Source organism: Methylobacterium terricola, assembly GCF_006151805.1.
GTDB classification, from domain to species: domain Bacteria; phylum Pseudomonadota; class Alphaproteobacteria; order Rhizobiales; family Beijerinckiaceae; genus Methylobacterium; species Methylobacterium terricola.
In genome coordinates, this window is record NZ_VDDA01000002.1 from 387,656 (window position 1) to 410,391 (window position 22,736).

Annotated in this window: 25 protein-coding genes; 14 read left to right on the forward strand and 11 right to left on the reverse strand. The window is 71.8% G+C overall.

Features of this window, described 5'->3' with window-relative positions; genetic code table 11:
• Positions 1-62 precede the first annotated feature (62 nt).
• The 3 genes from FF100_RS06125 to FF100_RS06135 all read left to right on the forward strand — a co-directional run bounded on the left by FF100_RS06125 (position 63) and on the right by FF100_RS06135 (position 1,676).
• On the forward strand, positions 63-467 hold the full coding sequence (locus FF100_RS06125) for a hypothetical protein (RefSeq protein WP_139034670.1): 405 nt from the start codon (positions 63-65) through the stop codon (positions 465-467).
• A gap of 229 nt (positions 468-696) precedes the next feature.
• Positions 697-921, forward strand: coding sequence for a DUF6894 family protein (locus FF100_RS06130; RefSeq protein ID WP_139034671.1), 225 nt, complete (start codon positions 697-699; stop codon positions 919-921).
• Positions 922-1,091: 170 nt separating this feature from the next.
• Positions 1,092-1,676 (forward strand): hypothetical protein, encoded by a 585-nt coding sequence (locus tag FF100_RS06135; protein ID WP_139034672.1) that lies wholly within the window; start codon positions 1,092-1,094, stop codon positions 1,674-1,676.
• Positions 1,677-1,679: 3 nt separating this feature from the next.
• Here the strand turns inward: FF100_RS06135 and FF100_RS06140 are convergent, their stop codons facing one another.
• The 4 genes from FF100_RS06140 to dgcN all read right to left on the reverse strand — a co-directional run bounded on the left by FF100_RS06140 (position 1,680) and on the right by dgcN (position 4,483).
• Complete coding sequence (locus tag FF100_RS06140; RefSeq protein ID WP_139034673.1) at positions 1,680-1,961, reverse strand: hypothetical protein; 282 nt, start codon at positions 1,959-1,961, stop codon at positions 1,680-1,682.
• A 113-nt stretch (positions 1,962-2,074) separates the two neighbouring features.
• A complete protein-coding gene (locus FF100_RS06145) occupies positions 2,075-2,392 on the reverse strand; it encodes an EthD family reductase (protein WP_139034674.1) in 318 nt (105 codons plus the stop codon).
• 103 nt (positions 2,393-2,495) lie between these two features.
• Entirely contained in the window at positions 2,496-3,476 is a 981-nt protein-coding gene (dgcA, locus tag FF100_RS06150) for an N-acetyl-D-Glu racemase DgcA (protein ID WP_139034675.1), read from the reverse strand.
• On the reverse strand, positions 3,473-4,483 hold the full coding sequence (dgcN, locus tag FF100_RS06155) for an N-acetyltransferase DgcN (RefSeq protein ID WP_139034676.1): 1,011 nt from the start codon (positions 4,481-4,483) through the stop codon (positions 3,473-3,475). Before dgcN ends, dgcA begins: the two co-directional genes overlap by 4 nt.
• Positions 4,484-4,819: 336 nt before the next feature.
• Between dgcN and FF100_RS06160 the strand changes: the two genes are divergently transcribed.
• The 10 genes from FF100_RS06160 (at position 4,820) to trpC (ending at position 13,733) form a co-directional block, all read left to right on the forward strand.
• Complete coding sequence (locus FF100_RS06160) at positions 4,820-5,731, forward strand: amino acid ABC transporter substrate-binding protein (protein WP_139034677.1); 912 nt, start codon at positions 4,820-4,822, stop codon at positions 5,729-5,731.
• A 154-nt stretch (positions 5,732-5,885) separates the two neighbouring features.
• Positions 5,886-6,605 carry an amino acid ABC transporter permease gene (locus FF100_RS06165; protein WP_139034678.1) on the forward strand — a complete coding sequence of 240 codons (720 nt, stop codon included), beginning with the start codon at positions 5,886-5,888 and terminating at the stop codon, positions 6,603-6,605.
• Positions 6,606-6,647: 42 nt separating this feature from the next.
• On the forward strand, positions 6,648-7,340 hold the full coding sequence (locus FF100_RS06170) for an amino acid ABC transporter permease (protein WP_139034679.1): 693 nt from the start codon (positions 6,648-6,650) through the stop codon (positions 7,338-7,340).
• Positions 7,341-7,482: 142 nt separating this feature from the next.
• Positions 7,483-8,211 (forward strand): amino acid ABC transporter ATP-binding protein, encoded by a 729-nt coding sequence (locus tag FF100_RS06175; RefSeq protein WP_139034908.1) that lies wholly within the window; start codon positions 7,483-7,485, stop codon positions 8,209-8,211.
• 280 nt (positions 8,212-8,491) lie between these two features.
• On the forward strand, positions 8,492-9,067 hold the full coding sequence (locus FF100_RS06180) for a sigma-70 family RNA polymerase sigma factor (RefSeq protein WP_425463288.1): 576 nt from the start codon (positions 8,492-8,494) through the stop codon (positions 9,065-9,067).
• A 29-nt stretch (positions 9,068-9,096) separates the two neighbouring features.
• The gene (locus FF100_RS06185) at positions 9,097-9,900 is read left to right on the forward strand and encodes an anti-sigma factor family protein (RefSeq protein WP_139034681.1); all 804 of its coding nucleotides are present in this window, start codon (positions 9,097-9,099) and stop codon (positions 9,898-9,900) included.
• A gap of 132 nt (positions 9,901-10,032) precedes the next feature.
• Complete coding sequence (locus FF100_RS06190) at positions 10,033-10,743, forward strand: Bax inhibitor-1/YccA family protein (protein ID WP_139034682.1); 711 nt, start codon at positions 10,033-10,035, stop codon at positions 10,741-10,743.
• A gap of 389 nt (positions 10,744-11,132) precedes the next feature.
• Positions 11,133-11,768: an anthranilate synthase component II gene (locus tag FF100_RS06195; RefSeq protein WP_139034683.1), complete on the forward strand. Its 636-nt coding sequence runs from the start codon at positions 11,133-11,135 to the stop codon at positions 11,766-11,768.
• A gap of 45 nt (positions 11,769-11,813) precedes the next feature.
• Positions 11,814-12,827: an anthranilate phosphoribosyltransferase gene (gene trpD / locus FF100_RS06200; protein WP_139034684.1), complete on the forward strand. Its 1,014-nt coding sequence runs from the start codon at positions 11,814-11,816 to the stop codon at positions 12,825-12,827.
• A 57-nt stretch (positions 12,828-12,884) separates the two neighbouring features.
• A complete protein-coding gene (gene trpC, locus FF100_RS06205; RefSeq protein WP_139034685.1) occupies positions 12,885-13,733 on the forward strand; it encodes an indole-3-glycerol phosphate synthase TrpC in 849 nt (282 codons plus the stop codon).
• On the opposite strand, the gene FF100_RS06210 is transcribed toward trpC, so the two are convergent.
• Positions 13,724-14,605, reverse strand: a complete 882-nt coding sequence (locus FF100_RS06210) for an alpha/beta fold hydrolase (RefSeq protein ID WP_425463283.1) — start codon at positions 14,603-14,605, stop codon at positions 13,724-13,726. The two genes, trpC and FF100_RS06210, sit on opposite strands and share 10 nt — an antisense overlap.
• Positions 14,606-15,239: 634 nt before the next feature.
• On the reverse strand, positions 15,240-16,208 hold the full coding sequence (locus FF100_RS06215; protein WP_246101938.1) for a PfkB family carbohydrate kinase: 969 nt from the start codon (positions 16,206-16,208) through the stop codon (positions 15,240-15,242).
• Between the two features lie 77 nt (positions 16,209-16,285).
• On the opposite strand from FF100_RS06215, the gene FF100_RS06220 reads away from it, so the two are divergent.
• Positions 16,286-17,065 carry a GntR family transcriptional regulator gene (locus FF100_RS06220; protein ID WP_139034686.1) on the forward strand — a complete coding sequence of 260 codons (780 nt, stop codon included), beginning with the start codon at positions 16,286-16,288 and terminating at the stop codon, positions 17,063-17,065.
• Here the strand turns inward: FF100_RS06220 and FF100_RS06225 are convergent.
• The 5 genes from FF100_RS06225 to FF100_RS06245 all read right to left on the reverse strand — a co-directional run bounded on the left by FF100_RS06225 (position 17,041) and on the right by FF100_RS06245 (position 22,642).
• Positions 17,041-17,697, reverse strand: coding sequence for a helix-turn-helix transcriptional regulator (locus FF100_RS06225; protein WP_139034687.1), 657 nt, complete (start codon positions 17,695-17,697; stop codon positions 17,041-17,043). The genes FF100_RS06220 and FF100_RS06225 overlap by 25 nt on opposite strands.
• Positions 17,698-18,257: 560 nt before the next feature.
• Positions 18,258-19,379 (reverse strand): hypothetical protein, encoded by a 1,122-nt coding sequence (locus tag FF100_RS06230; protein WP_139034688.1) that lies wholly within the window; start codon positions 19,377-19,379, stop codon positions 18,258-18,260.
• A 3-nt stretch (positions 19,380-19,382) separates the two neighbouring features.
• Positions 19,383-21,038 (reverse strand): acetolactate synthase large subunit, encoded by a 1,656-nt coding sequence (locus FF100_RS06235; protein ID WP_139034689.1) that lies wholly within the window; start codon positions 21,036-21,038, stop codon positions 19,383-19,385.
• Positions 21,039-21,162: 124 nt separating this feature from the next.
• Positions 21,163-21,738, reverse strand: a complete 576-nt coding sequence (locus tag FF100_RS06240; protein ID WP_139034690.1) for a hypothetical protein — start codon at positions 21,736-21,738, stop codon at positions 21,163-21,165.
• Positions 21,728-22,642, reverse strand: coding sequence for a ParA family protein (locus tag FF100_RS06245; RefSeq protein WP_139034691.1), 915 nt, complete (start codon positions 22,640-22,642; stop codon positions 21,728-21,730). The genes FF100_RS06240 and FF100_RS06245 overlap by 11 nt, the downstream gene beginning before the upstream one ends.
• Positions 22,643-22,736: the final 94 nt, after the last annotated feature.

Genomic DNA, 22,736 nt, shown 5'->3' on the forward strand with positions numbered 1-22,736 from the left:
CTTCATCATTGCGGGCCAAAGGTCGAGCGCTGCTGGAACGACGAGCGAAGCGGGGGAACGGGATGGCCTTCTGGCTGCGGGCCGGGCTGGTGATCGGCGCGATCTACTATCTGTCGCCCCTGCGTCTCGGCGAGATCCCGGCCCGGGGGGCGCCCCCCCCGGCGGCGCATGGCTCGACGCCTCTCGCCGTGACGCATCCTGCCCCGACGAATCCTGCCCCTGCGACCCTCGCCGAGCTCGCCGGTCCGATGCTCGCGGCCCTGCCCGAATCCCTGCGCGCCCGGGTCGCCGAGACGGCCGCCGCGGAGGCAGGGCGCGCCCTCGGGACCGGCCTGCGGGCCGCCGCGGCGGAAGCGGCCCGGCCGCCCTCCCGCGACGCCCTCGCCTCCCTCACCTCCCGAGACACCCTCACCCCGCATGACCGCCAGCCCGCCTGGCGCGGCGTCCCGGAGCGGGAGGCGCCCTGATCGGTCGGCGTGACGGGGAGGACGAGGCAAGATGCCGGTGCCGCCTTAAGCCTGGCGGCCTAGGCCTGTCGAGGGAGGACGAAGCGGAACCTTGGCGTGCCGCTTCCGTTTCCGGATTGTAGACCTAACAGGTCGTCGTCGGGTTTGATGCGGGTCCTTGAGCCATTGACCAGCAAATCGATGCCATGTCTCATAGTCCGCTCATCGAAAGCTTCGAGGCCGAGCCGCCTTGCCCCGCTACTTCTTCGATATCATGGATGCCGTCCAGAGCGTGCCGGACGAGGCCGGGCTCGATTGTCGCGATCTTGGCGAGGCGCATCGCCAGGCGCGGACCTTGATCGCCGACGCGATGAACGGCCCGGAGGCGACGCGGATCAACTGGTCCGCCTGGCGCGTCGAGGTGCGCGACGAGGCGCACAGCCTGCTCTTCACCGTGCCGTTCCCGCCACGGTGAGCCCACGCCCCCTATCCCCAGGCCGATGGGGATGCCGGATCGAAAAGGACTAACATCCTGCGGTCCCGCCACTATACTCACCCCGAGTTGTATGGGGGAAGCGGCGCTCGGCGGCGGTGCCCCGGCGGCGGGCCGGATCCTCGCTCCGGCCCCGCGGGGAAGGCGCATCGATGTCCGTGACCGGAGAGGAGATTCCGGCCGACCGGGTGGTCGAGACCCTGGAGATCCTGCTGCGTGCGCCGCCCTTCCTGCGCTCGCCCAAGCTCGCGCGCTTCCTGCGCTTCGTGGTCGAGGAGGAGCTGGCCGGGCGCGGCGCGACCATCAAGGCCTACACCATCGCCACCCAGGCCCTCGGCCGGGGGCCCGATTTCGATCCGAGCATCGATCCGAGCGTGCGCGTCGAGGCCGGCCGCCTGCGCCGGGCGCTGGACGAAGTCTACACGCAGCATGCCGAAGGGCTGCAGATCCGTCTCGTAGTGCCGGTCGGCGGCTACCGGCCGCGCTTCACCGTCCTGGAGGGCGCGCCTCCGCCGCCGGAGGAGGTGCCGGTGCCGGAGCCCGGGATCCCGCTTCCGCCGGTCGTCGCGCATCCGCGGGCGACCGTGGTGGCCTTCACCCCGCGCGGCCAGGCGGCGATCATCGCGCTGCTCGCCGCCATCCTGCTGGTGCTCTGCATCGATCTCGGGCTGACCCTGAGCGCCCGCACCACGGGCGCCGCCCCGACCCCGCGCGATCTCGCCGTGCGGAGCCGTTGAGGGTCAGGTCCAGCGGGTGGCGAAGCGGGCGAGCTCCGCGGCGCTGGCGAAGGCGACGATGCCGAGGGCGCGGGTCTCCTCCGGCAGGCCCGGGAAGATCGCGTAGGTCACCGCGCGCCGGCTGAAGGTGGTGCTCGGCGCCTCCGTGGCGGCCCAGTCCCGCACCTCGGGCGCGAGCGCGTCGGGATCGTCCGGCGCGACCAGCCCGGAGCGCTCGCGCAGGGCCAGGACGTAGGGGCCGAGATCCGGGTGCTGCTCGCGCAGGACCTTGACGATATCGATCATCGCGAGAGCATCGTCCGACGTGGTGGCTGCCGGTCCGGCAGAAGACCAGGGCAGGAGGAAAGGATCCGAACCACCGTCCGGTCGCCGGGCGATCCGGCGGTGGTTCAGGCCGTTTAGAAGCTCTGCGGCTCGTTGATCTGCACCACCGGCTGGCCCTTGAAGAAGTTCGGGATGTCCCCGAAAATCTCTTTGCCGTGGGCGGCTCCCGCCTTCTGGAAGTCCTCCAGCGAGCGGAAGGTGAGGAGCGCCATCACCTGGAACGGCGCCGGGCTGCCGTCGGGCGTGCCGCTCGCCTTCACCACCTCGACCTTGTCCAGGCCCATGGAGGACCAGCGCTCGCGCACCAGCGGCATGTGGTGCTTGAGGTAATAGTCGAGGTCGAAGGGCTGGGCGTCGGCGCCGCCCGGATACATCACGCTGACCAGGATCATGGCGTTGGTTCTCTCCCGGATCCGGGACCCGTGCCGGTCCCTGCGGCTCACAGAGCATCCTTTGCCGACCCGGCGCAAGCGCGCCGGGCCCGACCAAAAGTCGTCACCCCCACAAAGCCGGCTCCGGCGGATGCACGAGGCTGCCGTCGAAGCGAAGCCCCGGGTCCCGGTCGCGGGCGAGCAGGAGCGGGCCGTCGAGATCGACGAAGTCGGCGTAGCCCGACAGCAGCATCGCCGGCGCCATGGCGAGCGAGGTGCCGAGCATGCAGCCGACCATGATCGACAGGCCCCGCGCCGTCGCGGCCTGCGCCAGCAGCAGCGCCTCGGTCAGGCCGCCGGCCTTGTCGAGCTTGATGTTGATCGCGTCGTAGCGATCCCGCAGCCCGTCGAGACCGGCGCGGTCGTGCAGGCTCTCGTCGGCGCAGATCGGGATCGGCCGGGCGATCCCGGCGAGGGCCGCGTCGTCGCCCGCCGGCAGCGGCTGCTCGATCAGCCGCACCCCGGCCGCCACGCAGGCCGCCAGGTTGGCCTCCAGCGTCTCGGGCGACCAGGCCTCGTTGGCGTCGACCACGATCGCCGCCTCCGGCGCGCCGTGGCGCACCGCGGCGATCCGCTCCGGATCGCCGCCGCCGCCGAGCTTCACCTTCAGGAGCGGTCGCGACGCGGCGGCGCGGGCCGCCGCCGCCATCGCCTCCGGGCTGCCGAGGCTCAGGGTGTAGCAGGTGGTGACCGGGGCCGGCGCCGGGATCCCGGCCAGCCGGTGGGCGGGCGTGCCGGTGCGCTTGGCCTCGAGGTCCCACAGGGCGCAGTCGAGGGCGTTGCGGGCCGCGCCCGCCGGCAGGAGCCCGGCGAGGTCCTGGCGGGTGAGCCCCGCGGCGAGGGCGTCGGCCTGCGCGGCGATCAGGTCGCGCACGCCCTCCACGGTCTCGCCGTAGCGGGCGTAGGGAACGCACTCGCCCCGGCCGGTGACGGTCCCGTCGGTGATCTCGGCGGTCACCACCACGGCTTCCGTCCGGCTGCCGCGCGAGATGGTGAAGGTGCCGGCGATCGGCCAGCGTTCGACGGTGGTCGCGAGCCGGATCACGCCGGGAACTCCGCCAGCAGGCGGTCGACCAGCCCCTCGACCCCGAACCGCACCGGATCGGTCGCCGGCAGGCCGTGCTCGGCGGCGAGGCGTTCGAGCAGCGCCCGCGCCTCCCCCTCCTCCAGGGCCTGGGTGTTGACCGCGATGCCGGTCGGCCGGATGTCCGGATTGGTCAGGCGGCCGAGCTGCACCGTGAGGTCGATCACCTCCCGGATGCTCGGCAGCGGGTGCTTGACCCCGCGCATCGTCGTGCGGGTCGGCTCGTGGCAGACCACGAAGGCGTCGGCCTGCGCCCCGTGCAGCAGGCCGAGGCTCACGCCGGCGAAGCTCGGATGGAACAGCGAGCCCTGGCCCTCGATCAGGTCCCAGTGGCTCGGCTCGGCGGCGGGGGCGATCCACTCGACGGCGCCGGAGATGAAGTCGGCCACCACCGCGTCGATGGCGACCCCGCGGCCGGAGATGAACACCCCGGTCTGGCCGGTGGCGCGGAACTCGGCGTCGAGGCCGCGCTCGCGCATGCCCTTCTCCAGGGCGAGCACGGTGTACTTCTTGCCCACCGAGCAGTCGGTCCCGACGGTGAGCAGCCGCTTGCCCGGCCGCCGCGTGCCCTTGCCGGTGTCGAAGCGCTGATCGGAATGACGCACGTCGTGGAGCTGGCGCCCGTGCCGGGCGGCGGCCTCGGCGATCTCCGGCACCGCGCCGAGGCGGGCATGCAGGCCGCTCGCCACGTCGAGCCCGGCCTCGATCGCCGCCACGATGGTGGCGATCCAGTGCTGCGGCAGCACGCCGCCGGCATTGACCACGCCGACGATCAGCGTGCGGGCGCCCTTCGCGACGCCCTCCGCGATCGTGAGATCGGGGATGCCGAGATCGGCGGCGCATCCGGGCAGGCGCAGCTGGCCGACGCACCATTCGGGCCGCCAATCGACGATGCCGTAGGCGGTCTTCGCGGCGAGCCTGTCCGGCACGTCGCCGAGGAACATCAGGTAGGGCGTGGCGATCTGCATCGGTCTCGTCGGTCCGTCGTCGCGGGGCGTCACGGGTGCCCGGCAGGAACCGCGCCGCGAAGGCGCGGAGCGTCAGGCAGGGTACCTTCGCGCGGGTGGGTCCGGGGTGCAACAGGCCGGGCACGAAGGGCTGCCCGGCCACGCTGCCGGCCCGGTTGGCCCGCCCCTTGCTGAGCTTGGCCCGCGCCCCGCTGGAGCGCGCTCGGGCATCACCCGCGGTCGATCGGCAAGGTCTTGCGCAGAGCGCCCCACCCGGGCGCGCCGCCATCCCCAGCCTTACCCTTGACGTGATCATCGCGGTGGCGGACTAGGTCGGTGCCCAATAGGAGAGCACGAATGCGTTTGAGAAGCCTGCTTCCCGTCCTGCTCGCCGGCCTGGCGGCCTCCGCCGGGACCGCCTCGGCCCAGGACCTCACCGGGACGCTGAAGAAGATCAAGGAGACCGGGCAGATCACGCTGGGCTACCGCGATTCGTCGGTGCCGTTCTCCTATCTCGACAACAACCAGAAGCCGGTCGGCTTCGCGATGGACATCTGCTACAAGATCGTCGACGCGGTGAAGGCCGACCTCAAGCTCGACAAGCTCGAGGTCAAGCTCAACCCGGTGACCTCGGCGACGCGCATCCCGCTGATCGCCAACGGGACGGTGGACCTCGAGTGCGGCTCGACCACCAACAACGCCGACCGGCAGAAGCAGGTCGCCTTCACCAACACCCACTTCCTCACCGCCAACCGCTTCGTCGCCAAGAAGTCGAGCGGCCTGACGAAGTTCGAGGACCTGAAGGGCAAGACCGTCGTGTCGACCTCGGGCACCACGAACATCAAGCAGATCAACGAGTACAACGCCGACAAGAAGCTCGGCATCACGATCCTGCCGGCCAAGGACCACGCCGAGGCGTTCCTGATGGTCGAGACCGGCCGCGCCGCCGCCTTCGTGATGGACGACGTGCTGCTCGCCTCGCTCGCCGCCTCCTCCAAGGAGCCGAGCGCCTACGCGATCTCGACCGACGCCCTGTCGAAGCCCGAGCCCTACGGCATCATGCTGCGCAAGGACGACGCGCCGTTCAAGAAGGTCGTCGATGCGGCCACCGCCGCCTTCTACAAGAGCCCCGAGTCGAAGACGACCTACGACAAGTGGTTCATGAAGCCGATCCCGCCGCGGGACATCAACCTGAACCTGCCGATGAGCGACGCGCTGAAGAATGCCTTCGCCAAGCCGAGCGACAGCCCGGATCCGGCCGCCTACTGAGCTGACGACCCGGCGCCGCCCCGCCTCGGGGCGGCGCCGGCCGAATTCCACCCGCCTTCGGCACTTTTCCCTGTGCCCTCGGCCGCAGCCCGCCTCGCCCGGGCCGAGAAAACCCGTATACCTTTCGACATCAGGCGCACCCGGAAGACAGGGCATGAACTACAACTGGAACTGGGGCATCTTCTTCGAGGCCTCGCCCGAGGGGAACGGCACCTACGCCGACATGCTGCTGTCGGGCCTGATGTGGACCATCGTCACCGCCCTCTGCGCCTGGGTCATCGCCTTCGCGGTCGGCTCGGTGGTCGGCGTGCTGCGCACGCTTCCGAGCCGGGGCGCGCAGGCGGTCGGCAACGCCTATGTCGAGCTGTTCCGCAACATCCCGCTCCTCGTCCAGATGTTCCTCTGGTACTTCGTGCTGCCCGAGGTGCTGCCGGAATCCTGGGGTAGCTGGCTGAAGCAATTGCCGAACGCGCCGTTCTACACCGCGGTGGTGTGCCTCGGCCTCTTCACGGCTTCGCGCGTCGCCGAGCAGGTGCGGGCCGGCATCCAGGCCCTGCCGCGGGGCCAGCGCATGGCCGGCACGGCGCTCGGGCTCACCACCGCCCAGACCTACCGCTACGTGCTGCTGCCCAACGCCTACCGCATCATCCTGCCGCCGCTGACCTCCGAGTTCCTCAACAACCTGAAGAACACGTCGGTCGCGCTGACCATCGGCCTCCTGGAGCTCACCGCCCGAGCCCGCGCGATGCAGGAATTCTCGTTCCAGGTCTTCGAGGCGTTCACGGCGGCGACCGTGATCTACATCATCATCAACCTGATCGTGGTGACCCTGGCCGGCGTGATCGAGCGCCGCGTCGCGGTGCCGGGCCGTTGATCCTCTGAAATTTCGGGCAAGATTATCGGATACGGGCCTGCGATGTTCTCGAACTTCGATTTCAGCGTCATCCTGAATTCCTGGCGCTACCTGTTCTTCGACGGGATGGCCTTCACCCTGACGCTGACGGCGTTGGCCGCGATCGGCGGCGTGGTGCTCGGCACGCTGATCGCCATGATGCGCCTGTCCGGCCTGCCGGTGCTGCCGCAGGTCGCCAAGGCCTACGTCAACTTCATGCGCTCGCTGCCGCTGGTGCTGGTGATCTTCTGGTTCTACTTCCTGGTGCCGTATATCGGGCAATGGATCATCGGGGCCGAGCGGCCGATCCAGGTCGGCGCCTTCTCGTCCTCGCTCATCACCTTCACGCTGTTCGAGGCGGCGTACTTCTCCGAGATCATGCGGGCGGGCATCCAGTCGATCCCGAAGGGGCAATCGGCGGCGGCCTCGGCGCTCGGCCTCACCTACTGGCAGTCGATGGGCAGCGTCATCCTGCCCCAGGCCTTCCGCAACATGCTGCCGGTGCTGCTGACCCAGACCATCGTGCTGTTCCAGGACACCTCGCTGGTCTACGTCCTGTCGATCACCGACTTCCTCGGCGCCGCCTCGAAGATCGCCCAGCGCGACGGCCGACTGGTCGAGATGTACGTGTTCGCCGCGATCGTCTACTTCGCCATCTGCTTCATCGCTTCGCTCCTGGTGCGCCGCCTGCAGCGCCGGGTCGCCATCATCCGATAGGATCCGCGCCATGACCTCCTCCGCGATGCCGCCCGTCAGCCCCGTTCCGGAGCCGCAGGCCGCGGTCGACGCGGCGCCGGGCACCGGCCCCGTCGGCACCCTGCTCACTGAGCGGCCGCCGGTGGCGGCGACCACCGGGCCGATGATCGCCATCGACGCCGTCTCGAAGTGGTACGGCGACTTCCAGGTGCTGACGAACTGCACCACCTCGGTCACCAAGGGCGAGGTCGTGGTGGTCTGCGGCCCCTCGGGCTCCGGCAAGTCGACGCTGATCAAGTGCGTCAACGCCCTCGAGCCGTTCCAGAAGGGCCAGATCACCGTCGACGGCACCAAGATCGCCGACAAGAAGACCAACCTGCCGAAGCTCCGCTCGCGGGTCGGGATGGTGTTCCAGCACTTCGAGCTGTTTCCCCACCTGTCGATCACCGACAACCTGAGCCTCGCCCAGCGCAAGGTGCTGGGCCGGGGCAAGGACGAGGCGCAGGCCAAGGGCCTGGCGCTGCTGGAGCGGGTCGGCCTCAAGGCCCATGCCCACAAGTATCCGGGCCAGCTCTCGGGCGGCCAGCAGCAGCGCGTGGCGATTGCCCGGGCGCTCGCCATGAACCCGATCGTGATGCTGTTCGACGAGCCGACCTCGGCCCTCGACCCCGAGATGGTCGGCGAGGTGCTCGACGTGATGGTCGAACTCGCCCGCGAGGGCATGACCATGATGGTCGTGACCCACGAGATGGGCTTCGCCCGCAAGGTCGCGAACCGCGTCATCTTCATGGACAAGGGCGAGATCGTCGAGGACGCGCAGAAGGAGGAGTTCTTCGGCTCCCCGCGCAGCGAGCGCGCCCAGACCTTCCTGTCGCGGATCCTGTCGCACTGACGGGGAATCCGATCTGAAACGAAGCGAGGGGCCCTGCGCGGGCCCCTCGTCGTTGGCGGAGCCGCGCCATCGTCCCCGACGGACATCGGGAGGATGCGGAGGCGAGGATGCGCGGGTGAACCCTCCCCTTCCTGCGGGGAAGGGTGAAGGCGGCGCGTCCGGATCCACCGGCGATGGATCGGTGCCGCGACCCGTCTGATCACGCGGATGTGAATTCCCGCAACGGCCTTGCGAACAGGTGCGGGATTAGACCGGGCCCGGCGGACGTTCACCCCTTATGATGCTTCGCAAGCGCCCCGACGTCCTCGACCTGATGGTGCCGCTCCGGCGCTACGCCCGGTCCCTCACCCGCGACGCCGCGCAGGCCGACGACCTCGTGCATGACACCCTGGTGCGCGCCCTCGAGCGCCAGGGGACCCTGCGGCCGGGGACCAACCTGCGCACCTGGCTGATGACGGTGCTGCACAACGCCTTCATCGACGACCAGCGCCGCCGCAAGGTCGAGGCGCGCTACGCCGACGCCCTCGGGCAGATGACCGAGGAGGCGACGCCCCCGGCCCAGGAGGGGCACGTGCGCCTCGCTCAGGTGCGCGAGGCGTTCGGGCGCCTGCCGGCGGAGCAGCGCGAGGCCCTGCATCTCGTCACCATCGAGGGGCTGGCCTACCAGGAGGCCGCCGACGTGCTCGGCATCCCGATCGGCACGCTGATGTCGCGGCTCGGGCGCGCCCGGGCGGCGCTCCGCAACATCGAGAGCGGCGGGACCGCCCGCCAGCCGGCCGCCGAGGAGCCGCCGGCTCGTCCGGGCCCGCGGCTGCGGGTGGTCGATGGCGGTGCCAACCCCGCGAGGGCGTCGTGATGAGCGGCGCGCAATCACCGGAGGCGACGATGGACCCGATCACCGAAACGGACCTGAACGCCTATATCGACGGTCAGCTCGACCTCGGCCGGCGGATCGAGGTCGAGGAGCACCTAGCGGCGCGGCCGGAAGTGGCCGCCCGGGTGATGGCCGACCTCCACACCCGCGACGCGCTCTGCGCCGCCTTCGGGTCGGTGCGGGACGGCGCCGTGCGCGTCGGGCCGACGCCGGAGCGCCTCGCCGCGGCGGCCCGCCGCCTCGACCGGTCGCTGACCTGGCGGCGCATCGGCGCGCGGCTCCAGCGCGCCGCGGTGATCGCCATGCTGGTCGGCACAGGCTGGCTGCTGCACAACGAGACCGGCGATTTCGGCGTGCAGAACACCATCGCGTCGACGCATTCCTCGACCGTTGCCCCGGACGTCGCCCCGGTCTTCGTCGAGGAGGCGCTCCAGGCCCGCCAGGCGGCCCTGGTGCGGGCCCGCGTCGCCTCGCAGCGTCCGACCCCGGCCTATGACCGGCGCGAGGTCGAGGCGGCCACCGGCATCGTCCTGCCCGCCCTGCCGGCGGATTGGCGCGTCGACGACCTGCAGATCTTCCCCGCGCGCAGCGGCGCGGGCGTCGAGGTCGCGATCGATGCCGGCAGCCTCGGCAAGGTCGCGCTCTTCGCCACCCGCAGCCCGGATTCGGCAGCGCACGCCCCGGCGGTCGTCCGCTCGCCGGAGGCCGTGACGGTGTACTGGACCGCCGGACGCGGCGCCTATGCGCTGAGCGGATCGGGCAGCGAGCCCGATCTCGGCCGCGCCGCCGCCACCCTGGCGGCGTTGCAGCACTAGCGCATCGTCCGACGCCGCGGATGCCGGGTCGCCGCAGACGATGCGGCGCCGACCACGCCCTGGAGCAGCGTCCGATCGCAGCGCGATCGGGCTCCGCCCTCACGCCCCCACCATCCCGGAGCGACCTCCCCGATGAACACCCCCTTCGCCTGGCAGACCCACGCGGCCCCCGCCGGCGCGGTCTTCGACGAGGGCCTGCGGCGGCACATGCTGCGGGTCTACAACACGATGGGCCTCGGCCTGGCCCTGACCGGCCTCGTGGCCTTCGGCGTCTCCTCGACCCCTGCGCTGTACAAGCCGCTGTTCGGCACGCCGCTGAAATACGTCGTGATGCTGGCGCCCCTCGCCTTCATCCTGGTGCTGTCGTTCCGCGCCGACCGGATCTCGGCCGCCACCGCCCACACCCTGTTCTGGACCTTCTGCGGGGTGATGGGGCTGTCCCTGGCCTCGGTCTTCCTGGTCTTCACCGGCACCAGCATCGCCCGCACCTTCTTCATCACCGCGGCGATGTTCGGGGCGACCAGCCTCTACGGCTACACCACCAAGCGCGACCTCTCGCGGATGGGCTCGTTCCTGGTGATGGGCCTGATCGGCCTCGTCATCGCCGGCCTGGTCAACATCGTCCTGGCCTCGAGCGCGCTGCAATTCGCGATCTCGCTCATCGGCGTGGTGATCTTCACCGGGCTCACGGCCTACGACACCCAGTCGATCAAGGAGCAGTATGCCGAGAACTGGGGCGAGGAAGCCAATTCCAAGCTCGCGGTGTTCGGGGCGCTGTCGCTCTACCTGAACTTCATCAACCTGTTCCAGATGCTGCTGAGCCTCACCGGCGAGCGGGAATAGGCCGAACTCCCCTCCACCGAGGACGGACCCTCGACTTCACCTGCCTGTCCCGCGAGGGATGGGCAGGTTTTTTGTTGGGCCGCGCGACGGATCCACCGTCCCCACGATGCACGGCACCGACGGCACAGGATGGCGGCAGGCTGCTGTTCCGTCGCAAGTCTCGGTCGCAAGTCACGGCCCTTTCCCCGACGACTGGAGCGTCGGCGCAAGGAGATCCGGGACCCAGCCGTCAGGCCCGCCCCGGAGCGGCTCCGGATCCTGCACCGTTGCGGGCACGCGGCCGTCGCGCGAACGAGCGCCCTGCCCGACCCGGACGCGCAGCTCCGCGCTGCGCCCCCTTGACCGTGTGCCGCCCCAAGCCCCACACCGCGCCCCCAGAGGCGCATCCCATGTCCGACATCCTGGTCATCGACAACTACGATTCCTTCACCTGGAATCTCGTCCACCTGATCGGCCCGCTCGCCGGTTCGATCGAGGTCGTGCGCAACGACGCGATCACCGTCGAGGAGATCCGCCGCCGCGCGCCCGACGCCCTGGTGCTGTCGCCGGGGCCGTGCACGCCGAGCGAGGCCGGCGTGTGCCTCGATGTGGTGCGGGAGTTGAGCGACGAGATTCCGATGCTCGGCGTCTGCCTCGGCCTGCAGGCGATCGGCCAGGCCTTCGGCGGCGACGTCGTGCGGGCCCCCGCCCCGATGCACGGCAAGGTGTCGAGCGTGCAGCACCGGGCGACCGGGTTGTTTCGTGGCATCAACGGGCCGTTCGCGGCGACGCGCTACCACTCGCTGATCGTCGAGCGGCAGAGCTGCCCGCAGGACCTCGTCGTGACGGCGGAGGCCGACGGGCTGATCATGGCGCTGGAGCATGCCGAGCGGCCGGTGCACGGGGTGCAGTTCCACCCCGAGAGCATCCTGTCGCAGCACGGCCAGACCATGGTGCGCAATTTCCTCGGCCTGGCGGCGGAGTGGAACGCCAAGGCGCGGAATGCCGTAGCCCGGGGTGACAAGCGCGGCCGAGATGTGCATTGACGGACCCGGCCCGACACCCCCGCTGAGATCAGGCTCGTACTCGTCATGGACTCGTTCAAGCCCTACCTGGCGAAGGTCGCCACGGGCGCCGCGCTGACGCGCGAGGAGGCGCGCCGCGCCTTCGATCACCTGCTCTCCGGCGAGGTGACGCACGCCCAGGCCGGCGCCTTCCTGATGGCCCTGCACGTCCGCGGCGAGGCTCTGGACGAGATCACCGGTGCCGCCGCAGCTCTGCGCGAGCGCATGACCCGCGTGGTGGCGCCCGAGGGCGCGATCGACATCGTCGGCACCGGCGGCGACCATTCGGGCAGCTACAACGTCTCGACGCTGGCGGCGATCGTCACGGCCGCCTGCGGCGTGCCGGTGGCCAAGCACGGCAACCGCGCCGCCTCGTCGCGCTCGGGGGCCGCCGACGTGCTGGCGGCGCTCGGCGTCGGCATCGGCCTGACGCCGGGCCACCTCGGCCGCTGCCTCGCCGAGGCGGGCCTGTGCTTCATGTTCGCCCAGGCGCACCATGCCTCGATGCGCCACGTCGCCCCGGTGCGGGTCGAGATCGGCACCCGGACGCTGTTCAACGTGCTCGGGCCGCTGTGCAACCCGGCCGGGGTCTCGGCCCAGCTGCTCGGTGTCTACGCGCCGTCGCTCGCCGAGCCGATGACAAGGGTGCTGGCGGAGCTCGGCAGCCGTCGGGTCTGGACCGTGCACGGCTCCGACGGGCTCGACGAGATCACCACCACCGGCCCGACCGCCGTGGTGGCCCTGGAGGACGGCGCGATCCGCCGCTTCACCATCGATCCGCGGGAACTCGGCCTGCGCCTTGCCCAGCCGGAAGAGCTGCGCGGCGGCGATCCGGCCCACAACGCGGCGGCTCTGCGCGAGGTGCTCGACGGCGCCCGCACGCCCTACCGCGATATCGCCGTCCTCAATGCCGCAGCGGCCCTGATGGTCGCCGGGCGCGTTGACAGCCTGCAGGACGGCGTCGCCCGCGCCGGCCAGGCGATCGAGACCGGTGCGGCCAGGGCGGTCCTGGAGCGCCTGGCAGTCGTTTCCAACGCGTAATCGACGGCGTCCCCGACCCCGCTACCCCCGACACGCTCCCGAGGGGAGGACACGGCCTTGTCCGACATTGAAACGACCGTCCCGGAGGACGAGGCCCGGCCGCGCCCGGCCGACGTGCTCGCCCATATCGAGGCCTACAAGCGGCGCGAGATCGCGGCGGCGAAGCTGCGCGTGCCGCTGGCCGAGCTCGAGAAGCGCGCGGCCAAGGCCGACCCGCCGCGCGGCTTCGCCGACGCGATCGCCGCGCATGTGGCGCAGGATCGCTTCGCCCTGATCGCCGAGATCAAGAAGGCCTCGCCGTCCCGCGGCCTGATCCGCGAGGATTTCGACCCGCCGGCCCTGGCCCGTGCCTACGAGGCCGGCGGCGCCACCTGCCTGTCGGTGCTCACCGACGAGCCGTCCTTCAAGGGCAAGCCCGAATACCTGATGGCGGCCCGCGCCGCCTGCACCCTGCCGGTTTTGCGCAAGGACTTCCTGTTCGAGCCCTACCAGGTGGTCGAGGCCCGGGCCTGGGGGGCCGATTGCATCCTGGTGATCATGGCGAGCCTCGACGACGAGGAGGCTGCGGCGCTGGTCGAGACCGCCCACGACCTCGGCATGGACGTGCTGGTCGAGGTGCATGACGAGGCCGAGCTGGCGCGCGCCCTGCCCCTCGGCACGCGGCTGATCGGCGTCAACAACCGCGACCTGCGCACCTTCAAGGTCTCGCTCGACAACGCCGTACGCCTGAGCCCGCTGATGCCGCCCGACCGGATCCTGGTCGGCGAGAGCGGCATCGGCAGCCACGCCGACGCGCAGGTGCTGGGCAAGGCCGGCATCCGCACCCTGCTGGTCGGCGAGAGCCTGATGCGGCAGGAGGACGTGACCGCGGCGACGAGGCACCTGCTCCACGGCGATCAGGTCTGAGGAGCAGGCGGCGACGCGGTCAGGAACCCGATCAGGGCCGCGTTGACGGCCTCCGGCTCCTCGTGCTGGAGCCAGTGGGTCGCCTGCGGGAAGTCGCGCACCGCACCTTGTTCGCAGAGGCGCAGGCTCTCGCCGGCCAGCCCCCGTTCGAGCGCCGTGTCGCGCTCGCCCCACAGCACCAGGACCGGCGGCCGGATCGGCCCCGGTGCCGGGTCGCGCGTCAGGCGCAGCGCCCGGTACCAGTTGAGCATCGCGGTGATCGCGCCGGGCCGGCGCCAGGCGGCGGCGTAGAGGTCGAGGTCGTGCGGGCTGAAGGCGCCGGGCCGGCTCGACGCGGTCAGGGCGCGGCGCAAGGCGGCGCAGTCGCCCGCCCGGAGCAGCGCCTCGGGCAGGCCGGGAATCTGGAAGAACCCGACGTAGAAGCTCCGCAGCGCCTGGCTCGGATGCCGGCGGGCATAGGCGCCGAAGACGTCCGGATGCGGCGCGTTGAGGATTGCCAGCCGCCCGATCCGGTCGGGGAAGCGGGCGGCCGCCCACCAGGCGACGAGGCCGCCCCAATCGTGACCGACGAGGCGGAAACGGTCCTGGCCGAGGGCATCGGCGAGGCCGATCACGTCTTCGGCGAGGCGGTCGAGGTGATAGGGAGCGATCCCCTCCGGCCGGCTCGACTGGCCGTAGCCGCGCTGGTCCGGCGCCACCACGCGCAGGCCCGCCCCGGCCAGCGGGCCGATCTGGTGCCGCCAGCTCCACCAGGTCTCGGGAAAGCCGTGGAGGAGCACGGTCAGCGGCCCGTCCGCCGGACCGGCCTCGGCGATGTTGAAGGTGAGGCCTCGGACGGGGATGCGCCGGGTGGCGGGCTCGGTCGGCATCATCGCGGCGGCCTCCTCTCGGTTCTCACCCGGCGAGAGCGGAACGCGGCAGGAGGACAGCGGCTCCCGTGCCTCGCGAGAGTTGCGCCGGTGCATCACCTGCGTCCCGGATGCCACGGAACGCCGAGCGGCCCTTGCCAGCGCGGCCGGCAGGGCTTAATCCTGATCTGGCAACGCGGCGATGGCGTCGCGGCGTTGCTGCCCTCTTTGGGCGTTTCCTCCCTAGACTTGGGCCACACCTCGCGTGTGGCCTTTTTCTTAGGTGCAGACGGATCTGTCAACGGCCAAGCCGGCCCGAAGCGGTGAGAATCGACCCCGTCCGGCGCATCCCGGGAGATGATCGTCCTCCGCTCGCCGGGTCACGCAGACGAATCGTCTCGCGCACCACTTGGTCTCGGTCGTTTCTCGGGCCTCGACGCAATCATCGTGCAATGGTCTGGTGGTCTAGATGCGCCGCGTCGCCGTGCGGGGGCGCACAGCGTCGCTCTCGGCAAGAGCTTACACGGTCGATCATCATGACAGACGGGGAGGCCCGGCCATGTTCAGGCAGCGATTCGACGATATCCGGTTCCTCCTCACCCTGACGGCGGTCGCGGTGGCAGGCGCTCTTCTCACGACCTTGCTCGGATAACCGGCCTCACGCGGCGCCCCTCAACATCGCCGCCAGGGCAGCCCGGTCCGGCAAGGCGTCGAACACCCCTCTCTCCCGCACCACGCAGGCGCCGCAGGCCGCGGCGATCCGCAACGCCTCCGGCAACGGGCGCGCTTCCGCCAGGGCGACCGCGAGGCCGGCCGTGAACGCGTCGCCAGCTCCCATCGTATCGACCGCCGCGACGGGCAAGGCCGGCTGGACCAGGGCCGGGCCGCCGGCCGGAACGGCCACCGCGCCGCCCGCCCCCAGCGTGACCACGACGAGGTCCGGCCCGCGCGCGTGCAACGCCCGGGCGACCGGTTCGAGCTGCGCCGCCGCCGCTTCCGGCACGGCGAGCCCGAGGGCGGCCGCGAAGGATGCCGCCTCGACCGCGTTCACCACCAGGATCCCGGAATTCCGCAGGATCGCCGGTGCCGGCATCCGGAACGGCGACGGGTTGAGCAGGGTGCGGGTGCCGGCCGCTCGCGCGATCCCGAAGGCCTCCGCCACCGCCGCGTCGCCGGTCTCGAACTGCGCCAGGACCAGGGCCGCCCCGGCGATGGCCGCGGCCGCCTCCCGCACCTGCGCGGGCCCGAGCCGGGTATTCGCGCCCGGATGCACCGCGAGACAGTTCTCGCCCGCCGCATCGGTGAAGCCGATGCCGGCCCCGGTCGGGCCGGGGAGCCGGCGCAGCATGGAGGGCGACAGGCCGGCCCGGACCAGGGCCGGCTCGGCCAGGGCCGACAGCGCGTCGTCCCCGATCGCGAACAGGCCGTCGATCGTGGCGCCGAGGCGCCGGGCGCCGACCGCGAGGTTCAGCCCCTTGCCGCCCGGCTCGATCAGGAAAGCCTGTGCCTGCAGGGATTCGCCGGCTCGCGGCAGACGTTCAACCGTGGCAGAACAGGCGGCCACGAAGCTTCCAAGGACGAAGAGAGCCGGATTGGCCGCCATGCCGTTGCCCGTGTCGATGTCCACGTCGATCTCCAAGCCGTTGCCGCCTCGTCGTCCCGTCACCGCGCCGGCGCGCGGCCGCCGCAAAGGCTGACCTGCGGATGCCCGAGCACCCGTCCGGGCCCGGCCCGGGACAGCCTGCCCTCGTGAGCCTGGTGCGGCTGCGCCACGATACCGCGAAGCCGCTCTACCAGCAGTTGGAGGAGCAGCTGCGGGCGCTGATCGAGGAGGGTATCGTGGCGGGCGGCACGACGCTCCCGGCCGAGCGGCCCTTCGCCGAGGCGCTCGGCGTCAGCCGCACCACGGTGCAGCGCTGCTACGATTCCCTGCGCCGCCAGCACTACCTCACGGCGCATGGCCGGCACGGCTTCATCGTCGCTGCCGGGCGCACCCGGCTCAGCCCCGGCATGGACCGGCTCAAGGGCTTCACCGAGGAGATGCGCGAGCTCGGCCGCGTGCCCTCGACGCGGATCGTCGAGCGTCGGGTGGCCCAGGACCGCTCGATCGCCTCGCTGTTCGGCCTTCCCTCGACCGCGCCGTTCCTCAAGCTGGTGCGCATCCGCTGCGGCGACGGCATGCCGCTGTCGCGCGAGGTGGCGTGGTACGACCTCACGGCGGTGCCGGCCCTGGCCGAGGCCGATCTCGGCGGCTCGGTCTACGCGTTCCTGGGGGCTCATGGCGCCGCCCTGGTGCGCTGCCGCCAGACCATCGAGGCGGCGACCCCGGACGAGGCCGAGTGCGCGGTGTTCGGCTTCACCCAACCCCTCCCCTGCCTGCTGATCAAGCGGCATTCCTATGCCCGCGACGACCGCATGATCGAGTACGTCGAGGGCCTGTTCCGCGGCGACGCCTACGCCTACCGGCTCGATCTCAGGGCGTGAGCCGGCGCCTCGGCGTAGGCGACCGGCAGCTGCACCGCCGCCACCAGGGCGACGAGCTGGCTCTGCTGCTTGGTGCCGGTCTTCAGGAAGATGCGGGCGACATGGGTGCGCGCCGTGGTGACGCTGATGCCGAGCTCGGCCGCGATCTCGGACAGGCAGCCGCCGCGGGCGAGCGCCCCGCCGACCTGCGCCTCGGCCCGGGTCAGACCGTACAGGGTGCGCAGCTGCACCTCGATCCGCCCTTGCGCCTCGACCAGCCCCTGGGACCGCAGCAGCCGCGCCACCACCAGCGCCCGGCCGGATGCCTCGGCCGCGGGCTCGGCCAGGGACGAGACGCAGACCGAGATGCCCGGCTCGTCCGTGGTCCCGCCCTCGAGATGCAGGAAGCCGCCGGTCTCGCCGGCCCTGCCGTCGCAGGCGGCCTGGATCAGGGCGTGGAGGCGCGAGCGCCCCTCCCCGGTCCGGGCGCCGAGGCTGCCGGCCAGATGGCCGACCAGCGCCCCGTCCGGACGGTCGAGGAGGTCGGCCGCCTCGCGGTTGGCATGGAGGATGCGTGCCTGCCGGTCGACCACCAGAACCGCCAGGGCGAGGGCATCGAGGGCTGCCGCCGCCGCGGGTTGCCAGGCGGTCACGGCGCGGTGGTCCCGGTCAGGCGGCTGCGCCGCCGCCGCTCGCCGGTCCCCGCGTTGCCGCCTCGGACCAGTCCGTCCCGGACGTCGCCATCCCGTGCGCTTGCATGCATCGTCGCCCCCCGGCAGAACTCCGCGGCCGGGCGGGTCGCGACCCGCCTTGGATCCATTTAAGTACCAAAATCTCTGCAGCACAAGACTGTTTCTCACGGCATCGCCGCGCGGTCTCAGTCAATCAAGATTGATAGTTCTGGGGACGGATGCTTGCGCGCTGTATCGAACGGGGGTTGCCGGCTGGGATTGGCGTCATCCTTTCGGAGGAGAGACGAAAGCCGCACAGGGCCGGGCGGCGAGGAGCGGCGCGGGCGCGATGGTCGTGGCAAGCCTAGGGCCATCCGCCCTGAGGTCACCCGCCGTCCCGTCCAGGATAGCCGGTGCGGCAAGACATCGGGTCCAGCCAGTCCCACGCGTGATGACCCTAGGGAAAACGACCCGCTTCGTCGTCGTGACGGTCTCGTCGAGCGGCGGGGCGCGCAAGACGAGGCGGGGCGGACCTGTCGCCGTCAGGCCGGCGCGCGCACCGGCCGCTTGCGCCGGCGCCAGATCAGGCGGCCGAGGGCGGTGCCGGCCCGGCGGCAGAACAGGGCGGCGGCCAGGAACCACGCGAGGCCGAGCCAAAGCCCCTGGAGGATCGCGAGCAATCCCGAGCCGAGCACCAGGGCGCCGCGGCCGAGCAGCGCCAGGACCGCCCGGGTGCGGCCGCCCATCCCCTCGGACAGCCGCGCGACCCGGCGCAGGTCGTCGGCGTTCTCGGCCACCGACAGGGCCTGCAGGGTGCCGCGGGCGCCGAGCCGGGCCTGGATCCGGGCCGATTGCTCGCCGACACCCCGGATCTCCCGGAGGGCTCCAGGCCGCAGCACCCCCGTCGCACCCTGGCGCAAGGCCGCGAGGTCGAGCCGGCCGGCGGCCGCGGTGGCGAGGCCCAAGGCCTCGCGGTCGATGGCGGCGCCGGCGCTGCGGGACAGTCGCGCGGCGAGCGGCCGCGACAGCTTGCCGGTGCGGGCGGCGAGCTTCAAGGTCGTGGTGCCGGCATGGACCGGCACGCTGGTGCCGAGCGAGACGATGGTGGCGCCGGTGAGGGCCAGCCCGGCGGTCGCGAGGCCGAGCATCAGCGGGTCGTAGGCCTCGCCGCGGGCGAGCCGCCCGCCCTCGCGCCACAGGTCGCGCAGGTCGCCGTAGCCGACGAGGTCGCCCGCCACCGCGCCGGCGAGGCCGGCGAGGCCCGCCCCCTCGCCGCTGACGAAGCCGGTCGCGGCCTCCCCGAGCGCCCGGCGCGGCGCGCTCGCTGCCAGCGCCTCGACCCGCGCCCGGCGCTCGGGCGAGACCGCCACGCCCTGCGCGGCGGCGAGGTCGAGGAAGCTCCGTGCCAGATCGTCGTCGCCGGCCTCGATCGCGGCGTCGAGGCCGGCGCCGATCCGCGCCGCGTCGGCGACCGCCGGCAGGCGCAAGGACGCGAGGGCGGCCGGATCGTCGGCGGCCGCGTGCAGGTGGAAGGCCTGCCCCGCCGCCGGCAGCAGCACGGGCGCCGTTCCGGCGATTCCGGCGCCGCCGAGCAGCAGCAGGGCGGCCGCCGCGGGCCGGCGCCAGGGTCGGGTTCGGCGCGGATCCGGCACGGGCGCGTCCATGGTCTAGCCGGGCTCGACCTGCGGGACGTGGCCGCCGAGCTCGTCGACCAGCACCCGGGTGTTCTCGGAGTAATCGACCGGCACCGCGACGAGGTGCACCCCGCCCGCCGCGAAGGCCGCCTCCAGGGTCGGCGCCAGCGCCTCCGCCGACGCCACGCGGTGGCCGGTGGCGCCGTAGGATTCGGCGTAAGCGACGAAATCCGGGTTGCCGAAGGTCATGCCGTAATCGGGGAAGCGGTCGACCGCCTGCTTCCAGCGGATCATGCCGTAGGCCCGGTCGTCGAGGACCAGCACCACCAGGTCGAGCTTCAGGCGCACCGCCGTCTCGAGCTCCTGGCTGTTCATCATGAAGCCGCCGTCGCCGCAGACCGCCAGCACCCGGCGTCCCGGATGGACGAGCTTCGCCATCATCGCCGAGGGCAGGCCCGCCCCCATCGTGGCGAGGGCATTGTCGAGGAGCAGCGTGTTGGCGACGTGGGTGCGGTAGTTGCGGGCGAACCAGATCTTGTACATGCCGTTGTCGAGGCAGACGATGCCGTCCTCCGGCATCACCGCCCGGACGTCGTGGACGAGGCGCTGCGGCGTCACCGGGAAGCGGTCCTCCTCGGCCCGGTCGTTGATCCGGGCGAGGATGTGCCGGCGCATCTCGAGCAATCCCGGCTCGGGGTCGAGCCGGCCGCCGAGGCGGTCGGCGAGCGCCGTGACGGTGGTGCCGATGTCGCCCACCACCTCGGCATCGGGATGGAACACCTGCTCGACGCTGGCCGAGACGTAGCCGACATGGATCACCCGCGGGCCCCCGGCGACCCGGCCCATCAGGAAGGGCGGCTTCTCGACGGTGTCGTGACCGATCGAGACGATCAGGTCGGCGCTGTCGATCGCCTCGTGGACGTAGTCGCGCTCGGAGAGCGCCGCGGTGCCGACATAGAGGTTCGAGCCGCCGGTGACAGCGCCCTTGCCCATCTGGGTGTTGAAGAACGGGATCCGGGTGCGGCGCACGAAATCCGACAGCGGCTCGACCAGCCGCGGACGGTTGCCGGCGGCGCCGATCATGATCAGCGGGCGGCGGGCCTGCAGGATCATCGCGGCGGCCCGCGCGATGGCCGCGGGGTTCGCCACCGGCTGGTCGATCGGGTGCGACGGCACCAGGGCGACGTCGGCCTCCTCGGCGGCGATGTCCTCGGGCAGTTCGAGGTGGACCGGGCCCGGCCGCTCCTCGGTGGCGACCCGGAAGGCGTCGCGCACGATGGTCGGGATCGACGCGGCCGACACGATCTGGCGCGTCATCTTGGTGAGCGGCCGCATCGCCGCGATCACGTCGACGATCTGGAACCGGGCCTGGCGGGCGCTCATGATCGGCTTCTGGCCGGTCAGCATCAGCATCGGCATCGCGCCGAGATGGGCGTAGGCCGCGCCCGTCGTGAAGTTGAGGGCGCCGGGCCCGAGCGTCGAGATGCAGACTCCCGGCCGGCCGGTGAGCCGCCCGTGCGTCGCCGCCATGAAGGCCGCCGCCTGCTCGTGCCGGGTCAGCACCAGCTCGATCCTGGAGCTGCGCAGGGATTCGACGACGTCGAGGTTCTCCTCGCCCGGGATGCCGAAGATCCGGTCCACGCCCTCGTTCTCGAGGGCGGCCACGAGGAGATCGGAACCTTTGGCCATCGGGCGCTCCTCCTGGATACTTGCCTCTTGAAGTAAGTTCGCGGAGGATCCTGCGCAACCGAGTGACGCAGCGGATTTCAGGTCCGTCGATCGCGGTCGGCCGCCTCTCGGCGGGGCCCTCCCCTCACTCCTGCTGGCGCGGCCGCCGCGGCGGCCGCGCCGCCATCGCGGCGGAGGCCAGCGCGTCCGCGGGGGCGGGCTTGCCGGCCGGCGGGCGCGCCTTCGCGGGGGCGGGCTCGGGCGAGGCTTTGGACGCCGGCTTCGCCGTCTCCGGTCCCTTCCCCGGCCCCTTCTCCGGTCCCTTGGCCGATCCCTTCCCGGGGGCCTTGATGGGTCCCCTGGCCGGCTTCGCCCTGGCGGCTGGCGGCGCCACCGGGTCGCGGTCGGCGGCGAGCGCCATCAGGTGACGGCGATGCGCGACCGCCGGACCGTCCTTGAGGTCTGGATGGTGCTTGTCGAGGCGGGTGGCGAGCGCCTTGACCTCGGCATCCTTCAGCCCGTCGACGATCAGCGCCAGGGGCTGGGGGCCGAGCGCGTTGCGTACCGCGCGCAACCCCGCCAGGTCGAGGGTCTTGGCCTTCAGCTGCTTGGTCACCAGGGCGTGGGCGGCCTTGGTGACGTCGCTGCGGATCGCCGGGAACGCCTCCGGCGCCTCCGCGATCGCGCACAGGACCGCGAGGCCGTCGATCTCAAGCGCCATCCAGGGCCTCCTTCAGTTCGGCCACCACCGGGGTGATCACCTCGCCGATCAGGTCGCGGGTGGCGTCGCGATACTTGTTGGCGAAGGTCTGATACTCAAGGGTGAGCGCGTTCGCCAGGGCCGCGGATTGCGGCACCCGGGTCTTGAACAGTCGGAACCGCGCGCCTTCCGCGGCGGCACTGGCCTGCAGGGTGGCGTAGGTGGTCGCGTGCTGCTTGGTGTTCTGCCAGCGGGTGATCAGCACGTGCGGCGGCCGCTTCGGCGCCAGCATGCTCTCCGAGGCGCTGCCGACGCCCCAGATCGTCTCGTAGAACGCCTTCAGGCCGTAGGTCGACAGGAAGTCCGCGATGCAGGCGACCACCACGAGGTCGCTCGCCCGGATCGCCACCTCGGTCATCGGCGAGATGCCGGGGGCGCAGTCGAACAGCACATAGTCGTACTGGTCGCGCAGGGGCGCGAAATCCTCCTGGAACAGCTTCCACAGATGCCCCTCGATGGCGTGCATCGAGTATTGGCGCTTGGTGAGCGCGTAGATGATCTCGCGCTCGACGACGCGCAGCGACGGGCCGGAGGCCAGCAGCGAGATCGGCAGCGGCTCGCCCAGATGCGTGGTGCTGGAGACGTAGTCGCGGATGAAGTCCGGCAGGGCGGCCTTGTCGCGGTCGACGATGCGCAGGCCGAGGTAATAGTCGAGGGTGCGGCCGGCGGTGATCATCTCGGCCAGCACGCCGTCGCCGGCGAAGCACACCGAGGCGCTGGCTTGCGGGTCGAGGTCGATCACCAGCACCGAGGCGCCGCTGGCGGCCAGCGCGTCGGCCAGCATCACCACGCTGGTGGTCTTGCCGACGCCGCCCTTCATGTTGGCGACCGCCACGAGCTGACCCTGCGCGCGCTTCCCGGTCATGCGGGCCTTCCCATCCGTGACGTGGTGGCGCGGGTCCGCAGCGGCGACGCGGCGGGCGGGCGGAACGGGGCCATCGGGGCTCTCTTCACGGCGG

Coding starts and splice junctions, on each gene's coding strand:
- FF100_RS06125 (WP_139034670.1), top strand. CDS start 63: ATGGCCTTCTGGCTGCGGGCCGGGCTGGTGATCGGCGCGATCTACTAT.
- FF100_RS06135 (WP_139034672.1), top strand. CDS start 1,092: ATGTCCGTGACCGGAGAGGAGATTCCGGCCGACCGGGTGGTCGAGACC.
- FF100_RS06140 (WP_139034673.1), bottom strand. CDS start 1,961: ATGATCGATATCGTCAAGGTCCTGCGCGAGCAGCACCCGGATCTCGGC.
- FF100_RS06145 (WP_139034674.1), bottom strand. CDS start 2,392: ATGATCCTGGTCAGCGTGATGTATCCGGGCGGCGCCGACGCCCAGCCC.
- dgcN (WP_139034676.1), bottom strand. CDS start 4,483: ATGCAGATCGCCACGCCCTACCTGATGTTCCTCGGCGACGTGCCGGAC.
- FF100_RS06160 (WP_139034677.1), top strand. CDS start 4,820: ATGCGTTTGAGAAGCCTGCTTCCCGTCCTGCTCGCCGGCCTGGCGGCC.
- FF100_RS06165 (WP_139034678.1), top strand. CDS start 5,886: ATGAACTACAACTGGAACTGGGGCATCTTCTTCGAGGCCTCGCCCGAG.
- FF100_RS06170 (WP_139034679.1), top strand. CDS start 6,648: ATGTTCTCGAACTTCGATTTCAGCGTCATCCTGAATTCCTGGCGCTAC.
- FF100_RS06175 (WP_139034908.1), top strand. CDS start 7,483: ATGATCGCCATCGACGCCGTCTCGAAGTGGTACGGCGACTTCCAGGTG.
- FF100_RS06180 (WP_425463288.1), top strand. CDS start 8,492: ATGCTTCGCAAGCGCCCCGACGTCCTCGACCTGATGGTGCCGCTCCGG.
- FF100_RS06185 (WP_139034681.1), top strand. CDS start 9,097: ATGGACCCGATCACCGAAACGGACCTGAACGCCTATATCGACGGTCAG.
- FF100_RS06190 (WP_139034682.1), top strand. CDS start 10,033: ATGAACACCCCCTTCGCCTGGCAGACCCACGCGGCCCCCGCCGGCGCG.
- FF100_RS06195 (WP_139034683.1), top strand. CDS start 11,133: ATGTCCGACATCCTGGTCATCGACAACTACGATTCCTTCACCTGGAAT.
- trpD (WP_139034684.1), top strand. CDS start 11,814: ATGGACTCGTTCAAGCCCTACCTGGCGAAGGTCGCCACGGGCGCCGCG.
- FF100_RS06210 (WP_425463283.1), bottom strand. CDS start 14,605: ATGATGCCGACCGAGCCCGCCACCCGGCGCATCCCCGTCCGAGGCCTC.
- FF100_RS06220 (WP_139034686.1), top strand. CDS start 16,286: ATGCCCGAGCACCCGTCCGGGCCCGGCCCGGGACAGCCTGCCCTCGTG.
- FF100_RS06230 (WP_139034688.1), bottom strand. CDS start 19,379: ATGGACGCGCCCGTGCCGGATCCGCGCCGAACCCGACCCTGGCGCCGG.
- FF100_RS06235 (WP_139034689.1), bottom strand. CDS start 21,038: ATGGCCAAAGGTTCCGATCTCCTCGTGGCCGCCCTCGAGAACGAGGGC.
- FF100_RS06240 (WP_139034690.1), bottom strand. CDS start 21,738: ATGGCGCTTGAGATCGACGGCCTCGCGGTCCTGTGCGCGATCGCGGAG.
- FF100_RS06245 (WP_139034691.1), bottom strand. CDS start 22,642: ATGACCGGGAAGCGCGCGCAGGGTCAGCTCGTGGCGGTCGCCAACATG.